This window comes from Acidovorax sp. 35-64-16, from assembly GCF_002281195.1.
Taxonomy (GTDB): domain Bacteria; phylum Pseudomonadota; class Gammaproteobacteria; order Burkholderiales; family Burkholderiaceae_C; genus Acidovorax; species Acidovorax defluvii.
Genome location: NZ_NCFM01000012.1, coordinates 22,580 through 40,442 on the forward strand (window position 1 = coordinate 22,580; position 17,863 = coordinate 40,442).

The following is a 17,863-nucleotide window of genomic DNA, read 5'->3' on the forward strand; positions in this document are numbered from 1 at the left end:
TTCAAAGCCAGGGCTGGAACGCGCCCATCCCGTACAAAAAACCTCCCAGCGCGGCGCAGTGCAGCACGATGGTTGCCCAGTAGATCGCGCGAAACGCGGTCTTGCGGGATTTGTGGCGCATGTTCTGCTGCGCCAGCCAGGCGGCGGGCCAGCCACCGAGCAGCGACAGCAGATGCAACTGCTTTTCTGCGATGCGCCACTGGCCCTGGCGTGCGGCGTTTTTGTCGGCCGCGTAGAGCCACAAGGTGGCCAGGTTCAAGCCCGCCAGTGCCGCCACGGTCCACAGCGGCAGGTGCCGCGTCCACACAGCCCAGGCCACCAGCGCCGCCCACGCCAGCATCAGGCCATAGGCCAAGGCGGCGCCCGCAGGCGCGACTGGGGTGGCTTTGCGGCGCGTGCCGGCGCTTGTTTCGGTGCGGGCTGTGCTGCGGCCTGCGCGCGTGGTTTCGGGGCGGCGTGCACCCCGGGCTTGGCTGCCATGGTTGCCCGCTGGGGCGCCTTGCGCGCCTGCGGCCTGCACCGCCGTGGCGCGCGGGCCTTTGTCGCCCCCACGGATTTCTTCAAAGACCACGGCCAGGCCTTCACGTGGCGGTGTGGCGCCACGGTAGTCACGGACGTGAAAGAACACATCGGCAGCCGAGCCCGGGCTGCGGATGAAGCCAAAGGCGCGCTCGGCGTTCCAGCGCACCACGGTTCCCTGCTTTGGCATGGGTGTGTGCTGCCCCGTCAAGCCAGGGTGTGCAGCGGAATGTCTTTGGCGTGCGCCAGCGCGCTGAGCTGCGCGCGGGTCTGGCCTTGCAGGAAGCGGGCAATGGCGTCGTGGGTGGCGGGGTTGCGCAGGTGAGCCATGTCGCCCGCTGCAGGCAGGCCCGCCGCCTCGCAAAGGCGCGCGGCGAAGTGGGGCTCCAGCGCAGCCACGGCCACGCGGCCATCCTGGCAGGGGTAAATGCGGTAGCCCGCGTGTGCGCCGCCCACGTCGCCCTGCGGGGTGGTCAGACCCCAGTGCAGGGGCAGGGCCAGCCACTGCGCGGCTTCGGCCAGGCCCACCTCGATGCACACACCCGCGCCCTGCTGGCCGCGCGCCAGCAAGGCCTGCAGCACGGCTTCGCTCGCCATCAGCGCGCCTGCCATGTCGGCAAACAGCGTGGGCGGCACCTGCGGGCCGGTCAGCAGCCCGGCCTCGGCCTGGTAGGTGAGGTCGTGGCCAGGTTCTTCGGCACGCTCGCCCAGCGCGCCCACGATGCGCACCAGCGAAAGGCGCGGGTAGCGCGCCTGCAGCGCCTCCCAGCCCAGCCCCAGCTTGGTCAGCGCCGAGGGGCGAAAGGAGGTGATCAGCACGTCGGTGCGTGCCAGCTCGGCGTGCAGCGCGGCCTGGCCTTCGTCTGTTTTGAGGTGGGCGTGCAGCACGCGAACGCCCTGGTGCAGCTCGCCATAGGCCGCCGGGCTGTAGATGCCCATGGGGTCGGCACTGGGCTGGCCGCGTTGGGGCAGGGGTTCGAGCTTGGTGCACTCTGCCCCCAGGCGCGCGCAGCGCAGCAGGGCGGCAGGACCGGGCAGGTTGAGCGCCAGGCTCAGGATGCGGGTGCCATGCAGGGGTTGCAGGGGTGTCATGCGATGGTGTCTCCGTTGATTGCTATTTATTTAATAGCTTTTGGCGCTTTGTGGACGGGCTTCAGGGGCATTTTTGGGGTTCTCTTCTATTTCGGGTGGCGTACAACATTCCCCACTGAGTCCATGGTCAGGCCCTTGCTTTTAGCAGAGGATTGCCCGGCAGGTGGGTAAGTTTTCGGTCGTGCCGTATCCCCGCGCCTTGGCCTTGGCCGCTTGCAGCAACGAGTTGACTGCTTCCACATAGCCGGTGTGCAAGTGGGCTGCGTCAAACGCCTTGAGGATCCCGGCCCAGTGCTGCTTGATGGTCTTGGCCAGATCCTTGAAGGGTGCCAAGCGGCTGCGCTGCGCCCAGTGCAGCCACTTTGTGAGGGCCTGCGCACTTTGCTCTGCTGCATCAGAGCGTGCACTTCTGTAGATGTCACGCAGCGCCTCCTTCAGTCGCCACGCTCTGGCGGTCTTCAATCGGGTGTGGGGCAGCCAATCCATCTTGTCCTGCTCCTTGAGCGTCCACCTGGCCTTGTCTTTGAGCCAGCACCAGCGGGTCTTCTTGAGCCAATGCTCGCCCCGGGCTTCCTCGCGGCGCACGGCATCGACCGCCCGGTTGGCCAGTTGCACCACATGGAATCCGTCAAAGGCGATGGCCGCCGTCGGCAGGTGCTGGGCGGCCCCTGCGATGAAGGCTTTGGACATGTCCATGCACACCACCTCGATGGCCTGTGGCTGGCCTTGGTGGCTCTTGAGGTCTTCGGTAAATCGCTGCACGGTGCTGGCATCCTTGCCAGGCGTGGCATGGATCAGCCGTGCTTTGTCCAGATCGTGCACCAGCGTGATGTAGCTGTGGCCTTTGGCGCAGCTGGTCTCATCAATACCGATGACCTTGACATTCGCGTAGCTCTCCTGGGCCCGGGCCAAACAGACATGGGCGTCGATCTGGCGCCACACGGTGTTGTCCGCACAGCGCAGGATGCGTGCGCACGCCGACACCGGCATCTCCCGGGCCAGCGTCAGTGCCAGCGCCTCGAACATGAGCGTGAAGCGGCTACCCTCGCGTGCCCAGGGCACGCTCAGTTGGGTGGTGGCACCGCAGACGCTGCAGGCCACGCGGGGCAGCGAGCAGTGCACGTAGGCCTCGAACTGAAAGAAGTCCAGATGCCGCCAGCTGCGCTGGCGGTGGTCATGGAGCTTTTGATCAGCGGCTGAGCACGCCGGGCATGCTGCACTGCCTGAGCGCCAGACAACGTACAGGTCGATGCGACTGCGCTCCACGTCCAGCGCAACACGCTCTACCGCCCAGGGGGCTGCAAGGCCTAACGCTTGGCAAAACAATGCTTCTTGCATCGGAACGGCTCCTGTTCAGGGGGTGTCAACAGATTTTTTTGAGGATGCCCAGCACGATGTTCAGCGGAAACGTCAACCCCAGCGACAGGCTCACATACAGCGAGGGGTCTGCCTCGGGGATGGCAAAGCGCACCACCGCGGGCACCGCGATGTACGAGGCGCTGGCCGCCAGCACCATCAGCAGCACCGCATCGCCCGCAGGCACCTGCACCAGCCACGCCAGCGCCACGGCGATGCTGGCGTGCACCAGCGGCCCCAGCACCGCATAGGCCAGCAGCCAGGGTGACTGCTGGCGCACGGCCGGCAGGTTGCGCGCGGTACAGAGCCCCATGTCCAGCAAGAACAGGCACAACATGCCTTTGAACAGGTCGCCCGAGAAGGGCTGCATGGCCGCCTTGCCCGCATCGCCTGTCACCAGTCCGATCACCATTGCGCCCAGCAGCAACAGCTGCGTGCCATCGGTAAACGACTCATGCAGGATCTTGCCCATCGACAGGTGCTGCCCCCGTGGGGCCGTGCCCATGGCCCCGGCGCCCAGGGTGGCAGCACCCACCGATGCCATCGCCACCAACGGCTGCACGCGGGGGAGAGGGGTTGCGGCAGTTGCCGGCGCCGTCTGGCGCAGCGCATTGGCCAGCATCACTGCCAGGATGATGGCGGGCGACTCCATCAGTGCCATGGCGGCCGCCATGTAGCCGCCGTAGGGCACCGACTGCGATTCCAGGTACTGCGTGGCCGTCACGAACGTCACGGCACTCACGGAACCATAGGTGGCTGCCACCGCGGCTGCGTTAAAGCCCGACAGCACGCGCCGCAGCAGCATGTAGCCCAGCAGCGGCACCACCACGGCCAGCAGCACCGCCAGCCCCAGGCTGCTGGCCACACTGGGCGTAAAGCCCGATGCCGCCAGCGCAAAGCCGCCCTTCAGACCCAGCGCCATCAGCAGGTAGATCGACAAGAATTTCGAGATGGCCGCAGGCATCTCCAGGTTCGAGCGGACCAGGCCCGCAAACACCCCCAGGGCAAAAAAAAGGACCGCGGGGTCCAGCAAGCTTTGCATCGTTCAACTCCTTTGGGCGCAATGCTATGCAGTGTGGGGTGCAAAGTAAAATCGATTCGAATGACGTTATCTATAGATAAAAATCGATGAATATCACTTTTCGCCAGCTCCGGCTTTTTCTGGCGCTGGCTGAAACCGGCAGCGTCAGTGCCGCCGCAAGGCGCATGCACGTCACGCAGCCCACGGCGTCGATGCAGCTGCGCGAAGTGACGCTGGCCGTGGGCATGCCGCTGTACGAAGTGATTTCGCGCCGGGTTCACCTGACCGAGGCCGGGCAGGCCCTGGCCCGCACGGCGCATGCCATCGCCGGCGAGTGGGATGCGTTCGAGCAGCGCGTGGCGGGCGCCAAGGGGCTGACCAGCGGACGCCTGAGGGTGGCCGTGGTGAGCACCGCCAAATACTTCATCCCCCGCCTGCTGGGCAGTTTCTGCAAGCTGCACCCGCAGATCGACATTTCGCTTGAAATCCTCAACCGTGATCACGTCATCACGCGCCTGCGCAGCAACCTGGACGATCTCTATGTCATGTCCGTGCCGCCGGCCGACCTGCCGCTGGAGGATCAGATCCTGATGCCCAACCCGCTGGTGGTCATTGCGGCCTCCACCCATCCGCTGGCGCTCAGACAGCGCGTGACACTGGCACAGCTGCAGGATGAGCGCTTCATCCTGCGCGAAAAAGGTTCGGGCACCCGCATGGCCACCGACGCGCACCTGCGCCAGCGGGGTTTTACCCCGACCGCGGTGCTGGAGCTGGGCAGCAACGAGGCCATCAAGGAATCCGTCGAGGGGCAGCTGGGCGTTTCCATCCTGTCGCGCCATGCGCTGGGTGCGCACCACGAGGGTCTGGCGGTTCTTCGTGTGCAGGGCTTTCCCATCCAGTCGCAGTGGCACCTGGTCTGGCCCAGGGGCAAGCAACTGTCACCGATTGCCCAGGTGTTTCAGGCGCACTTGCTCAGCGAGGCGAAAGGGTGGCTGGTGGCGCGGTAAGGTCCCGCGCGCGGCATCAGCCCGCCGGGCGGCAGCCGGTGAACATGTCCAGCGCAGGGTTGTAGGCGCTGGTTTTCACGTCCATCAGGCCCAACACCGAATGGAAGTAGTGGTCGTGGCTGATGCGTCGCTCGGTCAGGTCCTTTTGCAGGCAACCGGTGGTCAGCCGGGTGCGCGACTGCATGGCGGGCGAGAGCCAGGTGATCCAGGGCACATGCTTTTGCACATCGGGCGCGATGGAATAGGGCAGCCCATGCAGGTAGATGTTGTTCTCGCCCAGCGACTCTCCATGATCTGCTACATAAATCATAGCTGTTTGCGCTCTATCTGATTGGTATGAGAGCCAATTGAGCACGGAATCGAGAAACTGGTCGGTCTGCACGATGCTGTTGTCATAGGCGTTCACCACCTGTTCTTGCGTGCATTCCTGCAGGTTGGTAGAGGTGCATTCGGGCTGGAACTGCTTCAGGGCCGGGGCCGAGCGTTTGAAGTAGGCCGGACCGTGGCTGCCCATCTGGTGCATCACCACCACGGTGCCGCGGCTGCGCTGCTCGGCGGGCAGCTCGGCCAGGCGCTGGTCCAGGTCCTTGAGCATGATGGGGTCCAGGCATTCGCCACCGGGGCACAAGACCGGGTCTTTCAGCGCCGTGGTGCGCACTTCGCTGACACGCTCGCACACGCCCTTGCAGCCGGCCTGGTTGTCCAGCCACAGCACGGCCAGGCCCGCGTGGTGCAGCACATCGATCAGGCTTTCGTAGTTGGCCTTGCGCGCCTCGAAGCCGTCGCGCCCCAGGTGCGAAAACATGCAGGGCACCGATGCGGCGGTGCTGGTGCCGCACGACCAGGCGTTGCGCGCCGTGGCCAGGTCGGTGCGGGCCGACAGCAGGGGAGTGGTGGGCCGGTTGTAGCCGTTGAGCCCGAAGTTCACGCTGCGCCCGGTTTCGCCCAGCACCAGCACCAGGAGGGGCGGCTTTTGCTGGCCTGCATAGCTGGCGCCCAGCTGGGCGTCGCGGCCCAGCGGCATGAGGGTGCTGGTGTCCAGCCGCAGTGGCTTGGTGGCAATGTTGCCCAGGGCGTACACGCTGTTGAGCGGATTGATCAGGTAGCGCAGCTTGGTGTGGTTGCGCATGACGGAGGCGAAGTCCTGGAACACCAGCAGCAGGCAGACCACGATGACCACGATCGCGCCCACCAGCAGCATGCCGTTGTGCGCCATGTGGCGAAAGGCATGCATGCGGCGCACCGGGCGCCGGTACAGCCACAGCAGCGGCGGCGCCGTGAGCGCCAGCACGGTGGCCAGCATGCGCCAGTTGAGCAGGTCGCCGGCCTCTTTCACATCGGTCTGCATGACGTTGACCAGCATGCTTGCGTCGATGGCAATGCCATAGGCAAGCATGAAATAGGCACCGAAAGCGGCCATGAGCAGCAGCACGGTGATGGCGGGTTTGAGCGTCCAGCGCCAGGCCAGCACGCTAAGCAGGGCGGCATTGCCTGCCGCCACGATCACCGCAAAAGCCAGCGCAAAGCCCCAGCCGCGCAGCGTGCCCTGGCCCGGCAGCGCCGCCACTTCGCGCCACAGCGGCACGTTGCAGGCTGTGGCCAGCCAGGCGCTGGCCAGCACCACGACCCACGCCGGGTGGATGTCGCGGGAAGGGTGGGTTGGGTGGGCAACGGCACGGCGGCCAGACACAAGGCGCCACAGGCGCTGCAAAAACAAAGGCATGGGACGATTGTCTGTAGTGCCGCTTAACTGGGCATTAATGTTCAGCCAAGCGAGGTGGCATGGTGCTGCAGGTGGTCGGCCAGGAAGGTCTGGATGAAATAGTAGCCATGGTCGTAGCCTGCATGGCGGCGCAGCGTGAGCGGCTGCCCGACCTGGGCGCAGGCGCTTTCGAACAGGTGCGGGTGCAGCTGCGTGGCGAGAAACTTGTCGGCCAGACCTTGGTCGATCAGGATGCCCTGGGGATAGGGTGCGCTGGTTTGCTGGCCCATCAGCACACTCGCATCATGTGCGCCCCAGGTGCTTTCATCCTGCCCGAGATACCCCGTGAAGGCGTTGTGCCCCCACGGGCACTGGGTGGGCGCGCAAATGGGCGCAAAGGCCGATAAGCTGCGGAAAACGCCGGGGTGCCGCAAGGCGAGCGTGAGCGCACCGTGGCCGCCCATCGAATGCCCGAACAGGCCCAGGCGCTGGTCGTCGAGTGCAAACTGCGCCGCTACGTCGGGCAGCAACTCCTTGATGAGGTAGGTCTCCATGCACCAGTGGCCGGCCCAGGGCGATTCGGTGGCGTCCAGATAGAAGCCGGCACCCACACCGAATTCCCAGTGGTTGCTTTCGCCCACAATGCCAGCGCCGCGCGGGCTGGTGTCGGGGGTGAGGACGGCCAGCCCCAGCTGTGCGGCCAGGCGCTGCGCGCCGGCCTTGATGGCAAAGGTTTCCTCGGTGCAGGTCAGGCCCGCCAGGTAGGTGAGCAACGGCACTTTCTGCCCGGCCAGGGCCTGGGGTGGCAGATACAGGCCAAAGCGCATCGGCAGCCCGATTTCGGACGAGCTGTGTTTGTAAAAGCGCTGCACGCCGCCAAAGCAGGCGTGTTCGCTGGTCAGTTCCAGGGCGGTGAATGTCATGAATATCAAATTTGATAGCTGCTAGCGCTTATGGATAAAGCGCTAGAGGCCGATTTAATCAATAAATGACCACGCCGCGGATGGACTCGCCGCGCTTCATCAGGTCGAACCCCTTGTTGATGTCTTCAAGCGGCATGGTGTGGGTGATCAGGTCGTCGATGTTGATCTTGCCCTCCATGTACCAGTCCACGATCTTGGGCACGTCGGTGCGGCCGCGTGCGCCACCGAAGGCCGAGCCCTCCCACTTGCGGCCGGTGACCAGCTGGAAGGGGCGGGTGCTGATCTCGGCGCCGGCCTCGGCCACGCCGATGATGATGCTGCGGCCCCAGCCCTTGTGCGTGCATTCGAGCGCCTGGCGCATCACGGTGGTGTTGCCGATGCACTCGAAGCTGTAGTCGGCGCCGCCGTCGGTGAGCTGCACGATGGCATCCACCACGTTCTCCACCTCTTTCGGGTTGATGAAGTGCGTCATGCCGAACTTGCGCGCCATCTCCTGGCGTGCGGGGTTGATGTCCACGCCGATGATCTTGTCGGCACCCACCATCCTGGCGCCCTGGATCACGTTCAGGCCGATGCCGCCCAGGCCGAACACGACCACGTTGGCGCCGGCCTCGACCTTGGCGGTGAAGATCACCGCGCCGATGCCGGTGGTGACGCCGCAGCCGATGTAGCAGACCTTGTCAAAGGGCGCGTCCTCGCGGATCTTGGCCAGCGAAATCTCGGGTGCCACGGTGTAGTTGCTGAAGGTGCTGGTGCCCATGTAGTGAAAAATGGGCTTGCCATCCAGGCTGAAGCGGCTGGTGGCGTCGGGCATCAGGCCCTTGCCCTGCGTGCCGCGAATCAGCTGGCACAGGTTGGTCTTGCGCGACAGGCAGAACTTGCACTGGCGGCATTCGGGGGTGTACAGCGGAATGACATGGTCGCCCTTCTTGAGCGTGGTCACGCCCGGCCCCACGTCCACCACGATGCCCGCGCCTTCGTGGCCCAGGATGGCCGGGAAGATGCCTTCGGGGTCGGCGCCCGAGAGCGTGTAGTAGTCGGTGTGGCAGATGCCGGTGGCCTTGATCTCGACCAGCACTTCGCCGAATCTGGGGCCGTCGAGGTCCACGGTTTCAATGGTCAGGGGCTGGCCTGCTTGCCAGGCGACGGCGGCTTTGGTTTTCATGGGGGATCCTCAGGTAACGGTGTCGCAGCACTATACGGGCACCGGCGCGGGTTGGTAACGGGCAGAAAAAAGCCCGCCGGGGTGCGGCGGGCTTTGGGGCTGCTGGGCGCGCTGGGCGCGCCGCAGATCAACGGGCCGTCAGGGGCGGCACATCGCGGCGCACCGAGCCGGTGAACAGTTGGCGCGGGCGGCCGATCTTGTACTCGGGGTCGCTGATCATTTCGTTCAGCTGGGCAATCCAGCCGACGGTGCGGGCCAGCGCGAAGATGCCGGTGAACAGGTTCACTGGAATGCCCATGGCGCGCTGCACGATGCCGGAGTAGAAGTCCACGTTCGGGTAGAGCTTGCGCGAGACGAAGTAGTCGTCTTCGAGGGCGATCTTTTCCAGTTCCTTGGCCAGCTTGAACAGCGGATCGTTTTCCAGGCCCAGCTCCTTGAGCACTTCGTTGCAGGTTTCCTGCATGAGCTTGGCGCGGGGGTCGTAGTTCTTGTAGACGCGGTGGCCAAAACCCATCAGCTTGACGCCGGAGTTCTTGTCCTTGACCTTCTCCATGAATTCGCCCACCTTGGCCACGCCGCCCTGGCGCTGGATGTCTTCCAGCATGTTCAGGCAGGCTTCGTTGGCGCCACCGTGGGCAGGGCCCCACAGGCAGGCCACGCCCGCCGAGATGGCCGCAAACGGGTTGGTGCCCGACGAGCCGCACAGGCGCACCGTGGAGGTCGAGGCGTTTTGCTCGTGGTCGGCGTGCAGGATGAAGATGCGGTCCAGGGCGCGCTCAAGCACCGGGTTGACCTTGTAGTCTTCGCAGGGCGTGCCGAACATCATGCGCAGGAAGTTGCCGGAGTACGACAGATCGTTGCGCGGGTACATGTAGGGCTGGCCGACGCCGTATTTGTAGGCCATGGCGACCAGCGTGGGCATCTTGGCGATCAGGCGGATCGCGGCGATGTCGCGGTGCTGCGGATTGTTGATGTCGGTGCTGTCATGGTAGAAGGCCGACATGGCGCCCACTAGGCCCGTCAGCACAGCCATGGGGTGCGCATCACGGCGGAAACCGCGCAGGAAGAACTGCATCTGCTCGTTGACCATGGTGTGGTCGAGCACCAGCTTGTGAAAATCACCCCGCTGGGTGGCGTTGGGCAGCTCGCCCTTGAGCAGCAGGTAGCAGGTGTCCAGGTAGTCGCACTGCGTGGCCAGTTGTTCGATGGGGTAGCCGCGGTACAGCAACTCGCCCTTGTCGCCGTCGATGTAGGTGATGGCGGACTGGCACGACGCCGTGGACAGGAAACCGGGGTCGTAGGTGAACATGCCGGTTTGAGCGTACAGCTTGCGGATGTCGATGACGTCCGGGCCAATGCTGCCCTGGTAGACCGGCATGTCCACGCTGGGGCTGCCGTTACTGAACGACAGGGTGGCTTTGTTGTCAGCTAGCTTCATTGTTAATTTCCTTTGGGGTTTCGGAGATCCGGTCTGGGGCTATCGATTCAGTGTCGGGGCACTATTGCACCGCGGTGCTGCCGCCTTGCCGCAGCATGCCCAGCACTTCGTGCACTTCTGGTGTGTCCAGCGGGGCCTGTGGCTCGCGGCGGCGCAGCAACAGGTCCAGCAGGTCGTTGTCCGCCAGGTCCATCAGGGCCATCAGGCCGTCGGCGTGGCGTTGGGTCAACTGGGGCTCAAAGCGGGTGAAAAACTGCTCGATGAACAGGTCGTTCTCCAGCAGCCCCCTCCTGCAGCGCCAGTGCAGCTTGCTCAGTGCGCGCTCGTCCAGCAGCGGTGAGGCTGCTGCGCTGGCGATGGTGGACGTTTCACCCATGGCTTTGAACGCGCTTCAGATGGCGCGACGCACCATCAGTTCCTTGATCTTGCCGATGGCGCGCGTGGGGTTCAGGCCCTTGGGGCACACGTCCACGCAGTTCATGATGGTGTGGCAGCGGAACAGGCGGTAGGGGTCTTCGAGGTTGTCGAGGCGCGCACCCGTGGCGTCATCGCGGCTGTCGGCGATGAAGCGGTAGGCCTGCAGCAGACCTGCCGGGCCCACGAACTTGTCGGGGTTCCACCAGAAGCTGGGGCAGCTTGTGGAGCAGCTGGCGCACAGGATGCACTCGTATAGGCCGTTGAGCTCTTCGCGCTCTTCGGGCGACTGCAGGCGCTCACGGTCAGGCGCCAGTTCTTCGTTGATCAGGTAGGGCTTGATCGAGTTGTATTGCTTGAAGAACTGCGTCATGTCCACGATCAGGTCGCGGATCACGGGCAGGCCCGGCAGCGGCTTGAGCACGATGGTGCCCTTGAGCGTGTTCATGTTGGTCAGGCAGGCCAGGCCGTTCTTGCCATTGATGTTCATGGCGTCCGAACCGCAGACCCCTTCGCGGCAGGAGCGGCGGAACGACAGCGTGGGATCCTGTTCCTTGAGCTTGATCAGCGCGTCCAGCAGCATGCGCTCATGGCCGTCGAGTTCGATCTCGATGGTCTGCATGTAGGGCTTGGCATCCTTGTCCGGATCGTAGCGGTAGATTTGGAATGTGCGTTTTTGCATGTTTCTTCTCTCGTGACGATTTAGAACGTACGGACCTTCGGAGGAACGCTGTCCACCGTCAAAGGCTTGAGGTTGACGGGCTTGTAATCAAGGCGGCTGCCTTCGCTGTACCACAGCGTGTGCTTGAGCCACTCCTTGTCGTTGCGACCCAGCGGGAATTCGGCGTGGTCAGCGGGGTGCTCGTAGTCGTACACGGTGTGGGCGCCACGGCATTCCTTGCGGGCTGCGGCAGACACCATGGTGGCCTGGGCCACTTCGATCAGGTTGTCCACTTCCAGCGCCTCGATGCGCGCGGTGTTGAACACCTTGGACTTGTCCTTGAGTGTGACGCCCGCCACGCGGTTGCGCAGTTCGGCGATCTTCTTGACGCCTTCGTCCATGCTTGCCTGGGTGCGGAACACGCCGGCATGCTGCTGCATGGTGGTGCGGATGTCGCCGGCCAGGTTCTGCGCGTAGATGCCGTCGCTGGACTTGTCGAGCTGGTTCAGGCGTTCGAGGGTGCGGTCGGCCGCATCCTTGGGCAGGGGCTTGTGCTCCTTGTTCTTGTTGTTGAACTCGACGATGTGGCGGCCAGCGGCCTTGCCAAACACCAGCAGGTCCAGCAGCGAGTTGGTGCCCAGGCGGTTGGCGCCGTGCACGCTCACGCAGGCGCATTCGCCCACGGCATACAGGCCGTTCACCACGGCGTTGTTGATGCCATTGGCCTGGGTGATCACCTGGCCATTGATGTTGGTGGGCACGCCGCCCATCTGGTAGTGGATGGTGGGCACCACGGGAATGTCTTCCTTGGTGATGTCCACGTTGGCGAAGTTGACGCCAATTTCATACACCGAAGGCAGTCGTTTGTGGATGGTGTCTGCACCCAGGTGGCTGAGCTTGAGCATCACGTAGTCCTTGTTCGGACCACAGCCACGGCCTTCCTTGATTTCCTGGTCCATCGAACGCGAGACGAAATCGCGCGGTGCCAAGTCTTTCAGGGTGGGCGCGTAGCGCTCCATGAAGCGCTCACCATTGCTGTTGAGCAAGATGGCGCCTTCGCCACGGCAGCCTTCGGTCAGCAGCACGCCAGCACCGGCCACGCCGGTGGGGTGGAACTGCCAGAACTCCATGTCCTGCAGCGCAATGCCGGCGCGGGCCGCCATGCCCAGGCCGTCACCGGTGTTGATGAAGGCGTTGGTGGATGCGGCAAAGATGCGGCCGGCACCGCCGGTGGCCAGCAGCACGGTCTTGGCTTCCAGGATGTACAGGTCGCCGGTTTCCATTTCGAGGGCCGTCACGCCGACCACGTCGCCATCGGCGTCGCGGATCAGGTCCAGTGCCATCCACTCCACGAAGAAGTTGGTCTTGGCCTTGACGTTCTGCTGGTACAGCGTGTGCAGCATGGCGTGGCCGGTGCGGTCGGCGGCGGCGCAGGCGCGCTGCACGGGTTTTTCGCCGTAGTTGGCGGTGTGGCCGCCAAACGGGCGCTGGTAGATCGTGCCGTCAGGGTTGCGGTCGAACGGCATGCCGAAGTGTTCGAGCTCGTACACCACCTTGGGTGCTTCACGGCACATGAACTCGATGGCGTCCTGGTCGCCCAGCCAGTCAGAGCCCTTGATGGTGTCGTAGAAGTGGTAGTGCCAGTTGTCCTCGGACATGTTGCCCAGCGAGGCCGAAACGCCGCCTTGTGCCGCCACGGTGTGGCTGCGGGTGGGAAACACCTTGGACAGCGAGGCCACATTAAGGCCTGCGCGGGAGAGTTCAAGCGCGGCGCGCATGCCGGAGCCGCCGGCGCCAATGATGACGACGTCGAACTTGCGCTTGGTGATGTTAGCGTTGGTGTAGCTCATTATTTGCCTTCAGTCGCGGGAATCAGAGACGCCACAAAACCTGGATACCCCAGCCGGCACAGCCGACCAGCCAGACGATGGTGAAAATCTGCAGCACAAGGCGCAGGCCCACCGGCTTGATGTAATCCATCCAGATGTTGCGCATGCCTACCCAGGCGTGCCAGATGAGTGCCAGGATCACGCAGAACGTGAGCACTTTCATCCATTGGCTGGAGAAAATGGACGCCCAGCGGTCATAGCCGATGGGGCCTTTGGTCAGAACCAGTTGCACGAGCAGGATCAGCGTGAACAGTGCCATCAGAACGGCAGTCACGCGTTGGCTCAGCCAGTCGCGCAGGCCATAGTGGGCACCTACGACGGTGCGTTTGTAACCGAAGTTGTCGGACATGGTGGGTTTCCTCTTAGTCATTGCGCGGCACGCCGGACCCGGCGCCGCCGCGGGGTGAATCAATACAGGCCGAACAGCTTGGCTGCAAGCACCAGCGTCAGGCCAATGCTGATGACCAGTGTCACCAGGGCAGAGGTCTTGCCGAACTGCTTGCTGACGGCGTCATGGCTCACGTCCATGCACAAGTGGCGCACACCGGCGATCAGGTGGTGCAGATAGGCCCAGATAAGACCCAGCGCCACCAGCTTGATGAACCAGCCGGGAGCGAAGCCCAGGCCAGAGTTGAAGGCGGCTTTGAAGGTGCCAAAGGAAATTTCGGAGGACACCGAGGTGTCGAACATCCACAGCACGAACGGCAGCAGCAGAAACATCACAGCACCGCTGGCACGGTGCAGGATCGAAACCCATGCAGCCGGCGTCATGCGGTAAGTAGTGAGGTCCTTGAAGGCGTTGATATTGCGGAATTCAGGCCGTTTTTTGGCTAGCTCTGTCATGGCGGGTGCTTTCGTGGATGTAACTGCTTTGTAATTTGAAGATGCAAACAACGCAAAATTCTATTGCAACGCAACAAGTAGGGTTGTCCACTGGCGCAATATTTTGACGATTCTTCTCAAGTGCAGGCGTGTTTCAGCTCAATTCGTTGTGGTAATGGTGTGTGTCGGTGCGGTAAAGACCACGCCGTAACTCCATGGGAACATCGTTGTAGGTGTAGGCGGTGCGCTCCACGCTCAGCAAGGGCGTGCCAGCGGGGGTGTGCAGAAGCTGCGCCTGCTCACCGTCGGCCAGCACGGCTCGGATTTTTTCTTCGGCCCGCACCATGCGCACACCGAAATCCAGCTCGAACATGGCATAGGTCGGACCTTGGTAGTTCGCCATCTGCTCGGCTGTCAGGCCCTTGAAGGCCTGGCCGGGGAGCCAGATGTCTTCGAGAATGGTGGGTTCGCCGGCAAACGACAGAATGCGCCGCGCCTGTACCACCGGGTCGCCACTGCGCAAGGCCAGGGCGCGCGCCACGTCGGCGCTGGCGCGCACGCGCCGACAATCCAGCACGGTGCGTTGCGCCGGCCCCTCCACACTGGCATCGCCGGTGTCGGGCAAAAGCTTCAGAAAACGGTATTGCACATGCTGCTCGGCATGGGTGGCGACAAAAGTGCCCTTGCCCTGTCGCCGCATCACCAGATTGTCGGCCGCCAGCTCGTCAATGGCCTTGCGGACCGTGCCCTGACTCACCCGAAACCGCGCCGCCAAATCCATCTCGCTGGGAATGGCTTCACCGGGCTTCCATTCACCCTGCTGCAGGCTTTGCAGGATCAAGGCCTTGATCTGCTGGTACAGCGGGCTGAATGCCGGCGTCAATGCACCAACACCGCCGGGAGGCGGCGAGGGCGCGTCAACATTGAACGGAAGCGAGGACATGGCAAATGGCTGGGGTGGTTATGCGAGGCGTATTCTCTGGCTGGTAACCGGGTTGGATCATATCTTATATAAGACATAAGACAAATTGACCTTTCGCAGCAATCGGCGGTAAACTCCAAGGCTGTTTTGCAGGGCACGGGTTGCTGGTAACAGGGCTGGTGCTTGCGCTGCATCTACATCTGTTTTTTCCACTTCCTGGAGTTTTCACCATGAGCAAGAAGCCCGTCCGTGTTGCCGTTACCGGCGCTGCTGGTCAAATCGGTTACGCCCTGCTGTTCCGTATCGCCTCGGGCGAAATGCTGGGCAAGGACCAGCCGGTCATCCTGCAATTGCTCGAAGTTCCCGTGGAAGGCCCACAAAAAGCGCTCAAGGGCGTGATGATGGAACTCGACGACTGCGCTTTCCCGCTGCTCGTGGAGATGACCGCCCACAGCGACCCCATGACCGCCTTCAAGGATGCCGATTACGCCTTGCTGGTGGGTTCGCGCCCCCGCGGCCCCGGCATGGAGCGCGCCGAGCTGCTGGCCGTCAACGGTGCCATCTTCACCGCACAAGGCAAGGCCCTGAATGCCGTGGCCAGCCGCGACGTCAAGGTGCTGGTGGTGGGCAACCCCGCCAACACCAACGCCTACATCGCCATGAAGAGCGCGCCTGACCTGCCACGCAAGAACTTCACCGCCATGCTGCGCCTCGACCACAACCGCGCTGCCAGCCAGATCGCTGCCAAGACCGGCAAGGCCGTGGCCGACATCGAAAAACTCACCGTCTGGGGCAACCATTCGCCCACGATGTACGCCGACTACCGCTTTGCCACCATCAACGGCGAGAGCGTTGCCAAGATGATCAACGACCAGGAATGGAACGCCAACACCTTCCTGCCCACCGTGGGCAAGCGCGGCGCAGCCATCATTGAGGCACGTGGCCTGTCGTCGGCGGCATCGGCTGCCAACGCAGCCATCGACCACATGCGCGACTGGGCCCTGGGCACCAACGGCAAGTGGGTCACCATGGGTATTCCTTCGGATGGCCAGTACGGCATTCCCAAGGACACCATGTTCGGCTTTCCTGTCACCTGCGAAAACGGCGAGTACAAGATCGTCGAAGGCCTGGAAATTGACGCGTTCTCGCAAGAGCGCATCAACATCACGCTGGCCGAGCTGCAGGGCGAGCAAGACGGCGTCAAGCACCTGCTCTGATCCCATGAGCGTTGTGCGCCGCGCAGAACCATCCTCAGGCTCCGTTCCTCCCGGGGGGGGCGAAGCAGCCCACGCCGTGAGTGGCGGGGTCGTGCGTGCCCATCCTCGCGATGTGCTGCTGGGTGCGCAGGCGGCTTCTGCCGCCTTGCCGGTTTGCGATCACTACAGCGGTGCGCCGGCGCGCATGCTCAAGAGCCTGCAATTGCAGGCACAGATGACCGAGGAATTCGGCGCTTGCGTTTTTGACGTGACGCTGGACTGCGAAGACGGAGCCCCGGTGGGCGATGAAGCGGCGCATGCGGTCGTGGTGGCCGCCCTGGCGCGCGATGCCGCCCCGGCAGCGCGCGTGGGCGTTCGCGTTCACCCCGTGGACCACCCCGCATTTGCCAACGACATGGCCACCATTGCCGGCGAGGCCGGTCATCGGCTCAACCACATCATGCTGCCCAAGGTGGAGTCGGTGGACGATGTTTTGCGGGCAGAAAAAGCCCTGCAGGGCACATCGGCGGCCCATCTGCCCCTGCAGGTGCTGATCGAATCCCCGGCCGCAGTGCACCGGGCTTTCGAGATTGCCGCGCATCCCCGCGTGCAAAGCCTGAGCTTTGGCTTGATGGATTTTGTGTCGGCCCACGGCGGTGCCATTCCCGCATCGGCCATGGCCTCTGCCGGGCAGTTCACGCACCCGCTGGTGGTGCGCGCCAAGCTCGAAATCGCCTCGGCCTGCCATGCCCATGGCAAGGTGCCATCGCACTGCGTGGTAACCGAATTCAGCGATATGGTGGCCATGCAGGCCGCAGCCAGCCGCGCTGCACGCGAGTTTGGCTACACGCGCATGTGGAGCATCCACCCCGCGCAGATTCGCCCCATCCTGGAGGCCTTTGGGCCCACGCAGGATGACATTGAAGTTGCTTCAAAAATAATAGCTGCTGCCGCAGACGCTGATTGGGCTCCCATCAGTTTTGATGGCGCATTGCATGACCGCGCCAGTTTTCGCTATTACTGGCAGGTTCTGGAGCGTGCGCACAGCACCGGGCGCAGCTTGCCCGCGGCCGTGTGCCCGTGGTTTACTCCGTCTGTCTCTCTCTGTCCCTGAACCCTCACCTGCAGGATCCCTGATGAAAACCTTTATCGCTTCTGCCCTCATGCTGCTGGCGCCCGCCTTTGTGCTGGCCCAGACACCCGCCCCGTCTGCCGCCAAGCCTGCCACCAAGGCAACCGCCAAGGCCCCTGCCAAAGCCGCCGCCGCCAAAACCGCCAAGGCCAAGCCCACCAGCAGCCGCGTCCAGCTCAAGTCCGCCACCGGTCAGGTGGCAGCAGGCATCATGGCTGCCGAGGCCGCCCTCTCGCCGGACGAACTGGCCATTGCCGAGCGCGTGCATGTGGGCCACATCGCCTGCGAATTGGGCGCGCACGTCACGCTCAAGGCCGACCCAGCCTCGCCCGGCCGCTTCGATGTGGAAGGCAAGGGCTTCAAGTACCGCATGACCCCCGTAGCCACATCCACCGGCGCTGTGCGTCTGGAAGACCAGCGGGGCGGCGCTGTGTGGCTGCAGATCGCCAACAAGTCCATGCTCATGGACCAAAAGCGTGGCCAGCGCCTGGCAGACGAATGCATGAGCCCCGAGCAGAACCTGGTTGCCGAGGCCATCAAGAAGAACCCGATCCCCAGCGTGCTGGAACCTCTGCCCGTCGCCAAACAATAACGATTCCCGTGC

The 17,863-nt window shown here is 63.8% G+C and carries 17 protein-coding genes and 1 pseudogene; 4 read left to right on the plus strand and 14 right to left on the minus strand.

Annotated features, from left to right (window positions below):
• Position 1: 1 nt before the first annotated feature.
• The 4 genes and pseudogenes from B7Y64_RS09825 to B7Y64_RS09840 all read right to left on the minus strand — a co-directional run bounded on the left by B7Y64_RS09825 (position 2) and on the right by B7Y64_RS09840 (position 4,009).
• The gene (locus tag B7Y64_RS09825; protein ID WP_291326694.1) at positions 2-709 is read right to left on the minus strand and encodes a DUF1294 domain-containing protein; all 708 of its coding nucleotides are present in this window, start codon (positions 707-709) and stop codon (positions 2-4) included.
• 17 nt (positions 710-726) lie between these two features.
• Positions 727-1,611, minus strand: a complete 885-nt coding sequence (locus tag B7Y64_RS09830; protein ID WP_291326696.1) for a CaiB/BaiF CoA-transferase family protein — start codon at positions 1,609-1,611, stop codon at positions 727-729.
• A 127-nt stretch (positions 1,612-1,738) separates the two neighbouring features.
• Positions 1,739-2,949 (minus strand): annotated as a pseudogene (locus tag B7Y64_RS09835) (ISL3 family transposase).
• 25 nt (positions 2,950-2,974) lie between these two features.
• Positions 2,975-4,009 (minus strand): sodium-dependent bicarbonate transport family permease, encoded by a 1,035-nt coding sequence (locus B7Y64_RS09840; RefSeq protein ID WP_291328754.1) that lies wholly within the window; start codon positions 4,007-4,009, stop codon positions 2,975-2,977.
• Between the two features lie 86 nt (positions 4,010-4,095).
• On the opposite strand from B7Y64_RS09840, the gene B7Y64_RS09845 reads away from it, so the two are divergent.
• Entirely contained in the window at positions 4,096-4,995 is a 900-nt protein-coding gene (locus B7Y64_RS09845) for a LysR family transcriptional regulator (protein ID WP_291328756.1), read from the plus strand.
• A gap of 16 nt (positions 4,996-5,011) precedes the next feature.
• Here B7Y64_RS09845 and B7Y64_RS09850 read toward each other — a convergent pair whose 3' ends face one another.
• The 10 genes from B7Y64_RS09850 to B7Y64_RS09895 all read right to left on the minus strand — a co-directional run bounded on the left by B7Y64_RS09850 (position 5,012) and on the right by B7Y64_RS09895 (position 14,952).
• Positions 5,012-6,718 carry a phosphoethanolamine--lipid A transferase gene (locus B7Y64_RS09850; RefSeq protein WP_291328758.1) on the minus strand — a complete coding sequence of 569 codons (1,707 nt, stop codon included), beginning with the start codon at positions 6,716-6,718 and terminating at the stop codon, positions 5,012-5,014.
• 41 nt (positions 6,719-6,759) lie between these two features.
• Complete coding sequence (gene fghA, locus B7Y64_RS09855; RefSeq protein ID WP_291326585.1) at positions 6,760-7,620, minus strand: S-formylglutathione hydrolase; 861 nt, start codon at positions 7,618-7,620, stop codon at positions 6,760-6,762.
• Between the two features lie 58 nt (positions 7,621-7,678).
• Entirely contained in the window at positions 7,679-8,785 is a 1,107-nt protein-coding gene (locus tag B7Y64_RS09860; RefSeq protein ID WP_291326587.1) for an S-(hydroxymethyl)glutathione dehydrogenase/class III alcohol dehydrogenase, read from the minus strand.
• Between the two features lie 127 nt (positions 8,786-8,912).
• Positions 8,913-10,223, minus strand: a complete 1,311-nt coding sequence (gene gltA, locus B7Y64_RS09865) for a citrate synthase (protein ID WP_291326589.1) — start codon at positions 10,221-10,223, stop codon at positions 8,913-8,915.
• Between the two features lie 61 nt (positions 10,224-10,284).
• A complete protein-coding gene (locus tag B7Y64_RS09870) occupies positions 10,285-10,599 on the minus strand; it encodes a succinate dehydrogenase assembly factor 2 (RefSeq protein WP_291326591.1) in 315 nt (104 codons plus the stop codon).
• Positions 10,600-10,614: 15 nt separating this feature from the next.
• Complete coding sequence (locus tag B7Y64_RS09875) at positions 10,615-11,319, minus strand: succinate dehydrogenase iron-sulfur subunit (protein WP_086911871.1); 705 nt, start codon at positions 11,317-11,319, stop codon at positions 10,615-10,617.
• A gap of 20 nt (positions 11,320-11,339) precedes the next feature.
• On the minus strand, positions 11,340-13,148 hold the full coding sequence (sdhA, locus tag B7Y64_RS09880) for a succinate dehydrogenase flavoprotein subunit (protein ID WP_024815806.1): 1,809 nt from the start codon (positions 13,146-13,148) through the stop codon (positions 11,340-11,342).
• Between the two features lie 22 nt (positions 13,149-13,170).
• Positions 13,171-13,536 carry a succinate dehydrogenase, hydrophobic membrane anchor protein gene (sdhD, locus tag B7Y64_RS09885; RefSeq protein WP_024815805.1) on the minus strand — a complete coding sequence of 122 codons (366 nt, stop codon included), beginning with the start codon at positions 13,534-13,536 and terminating at the stop codon, positions 13,171-13,173.
• A gap of 59 nt (positions 13,537-13,595) precedes the next feature.
• Positions 13,596-14,030 carry a succinate dehydrogenase, cytochrome b556 subunit gene (gene sdhC, locus B7Y64_RS09890; RefSeq protein ID WP_024815804.1) on the minus strand — a complete coding sequence of 145 codons (435 nt, stop codon included), beginning with the start codon at positions 14,028-14,030 and terminating at the stop codon, positions 13,596-13,598.
• Positions 14,031-14,163: 133 nt separating this feature from the next.
• Positions 14,164-14,952 carry a GntR family transcriptional regulator gene (locus B7Y64_RS09895; protein WP_024815803.1) on the minus strand — a complete coding sequence of 263 codons (789 nt, stop codon included), beginning with the start codon at positions 14,950-14,952 and terminating at the stop codon, positions 14,164-14,166.
• A 209-nt stretch (positions 14,953-15,161) separates the two neighbouring features.
• Here B7Y64_RS09895 and B7Y64_RS09900 point away from each other — a divergent pair, with 209 nt between their 5' ends.
• Genes B7Y64_RS09900 through B7Y64_RS09910 form a run of 3 tightly spaced genes read left to right on the plus strand, consistent with a single transcriptional unit; the run spans position 15,162 to position 17,851 of the window.
• A complete protein-coding gene (locus B7Y64_RS09900) occupies positions 15,162-16,148 on the plus strand; it encodes a malate dehydrogenase (RefSeq protein WP_024815802.1) in 987 nt (328 codons plus the stop codon).
• Between the two features lie 4 nt (positions 16,149-16,152).
• Entirely contained in the window at positions 16,153-17,241 is a 1,089-nt protein-coding gene (locus B7Y64_RS09905; RefSeq protein WP_291327145.1) for an aldolase/citrate lyase family protein, read from the plus strand.
• A 22-nt stretch (positions 17,242-17,263) separates the two neighbouring features.
• On the plus strand, positions 17,264-17,851 hold the full coding sequence (locus B7Y64_RS09910; protein WP_024815800.1) for a hypothetical protein: 588 nt from the start codon (positions 17,264-17,266) through the stop codon (positions 17,849-17,851).
• The last annotated feature ends 12 nt before the right edge of the window (positions 17,852-17,863 follow it).

Bases quoted from the DNA above. Each gene is read 5' to 3' on its own strand.
- B7Y64_RS09825 (WP_291326694.1), bottom strand. From the start codon at position 709: ATGCCAAAGCAGGGAACCGTGGTGCGCTGGAACGCCGAGCGCGCCTTT.
- B7Y64_RS09830 (WP_291326696.1), bottom strand. From the start codon at position 1,611: ATGACACCCCTGCAACCCCTGCATGGCACCCGCATCCTGAGCCTGGCG.
- B7Y64_RS09840 (WP_291328754.1), bottom strand. From the start codon at position 4,009: ATGCAAAGCTTGCTGGACCCCGCGGTCCTTTTTTTTGCCCTGGGGGTG.
- B7Y64_RS09845 (WP_291328756.1), top strand. From the start codon at position 4,096: ATGAATATCACTTTTCGCCAGCTCCGGCTTTTTCTGGCGCTGGCTGAA.
- B7Y64_RS09850 (WP_291328758.1), bottom strand. From the start codon at position 6,718: ATGCCTTTGTTTTTGCAGCGCCTGTGGCGCCTTGTGTCTGGCCGCCGT.
- fghA (WP_291326585.1), bottom strand. From the start codon at position 7,620: ATGACATTCACCGCCCTGGAACTGACCAGCGAACACGCCTGCTTTGGC.
- B7Y64_RS09860 (WP_291326587.1), bottom strand. From the start codon at position 8,785: ATGAAAACCAAAGCCGCCGTCGCCTGGCAAGCAGGCCAGCCCCTGACC.
- gltA (WP_291326589.1), bottom strand. From the start codon at position 10,223: ATGAAGCTAGCTGACAACAAAGCCACCCTGTCGTTCAGTAACGGCAGC.
- B7Y64_RS09870 (WP_291326591.1), bottom strand. From the start codon at position 10,599: ATGGGTGAAACGTCCACCATCGCCAGCGCAGCAGCCTCACCGCTGCTG.
- B7Y64_RS09875 (WP_086911871.1), bottom strand. From the start codon at position 11,319: ATGCAAAAACGCACATTCCAAATCTACCGCTACGATCCGGACAAGGAT.
- sdhA (WP_024815806.1), bottom strand. From the start codon at position 13,148: ATGAGCTACACCAACGCTAACATCACCAAGCGCAAGTTCGACGTCGTC.
- sdhD (WP_024815805.1), bottom strand. From the start codon at position 13,536: ATGTCCGACAACTTCGGTTACAAACGCACCGTCGTAGGTGCCCACTAT.
- sdhC (WP_024815804.1), bottom strand. From the start codon at position 14,030: ATGACAGAGCTAGCCAAAAAACGGCCTGAATTCCGCAATATCAACGCC.
- B7Y64_RS09895 (WP_024815803.1), bottom strand. From the start codon at position 14,952: ATGTCCTCGCTTCCGTTCAATGTTGACGCGCCCTCGCCGCCTCCCGGC.
- B7Y64_RS09900 (WP_024815802.1), top strand. From the start codon at position 15,162: ATGAGCAAGAAGCCCGTCCGTGTTGCCGTTACCGGCGCTGCTGGTCAA.
- B7Y64_RS09905 (WP_291327145.1), top strand. From the start codon at position 16,153: ATGAGCGTTGTGCGCCGCGCAGAACCATCCTCAGGCTCCGTTCCTCCC.
- B7Y64_RS09910 (WP_024815800.1), top strand. From the start codon at position 17,264: ATGAAAACCTTTATCGCTTCTGCCCTCATGCTGCTGGCGCCCGCCTTT.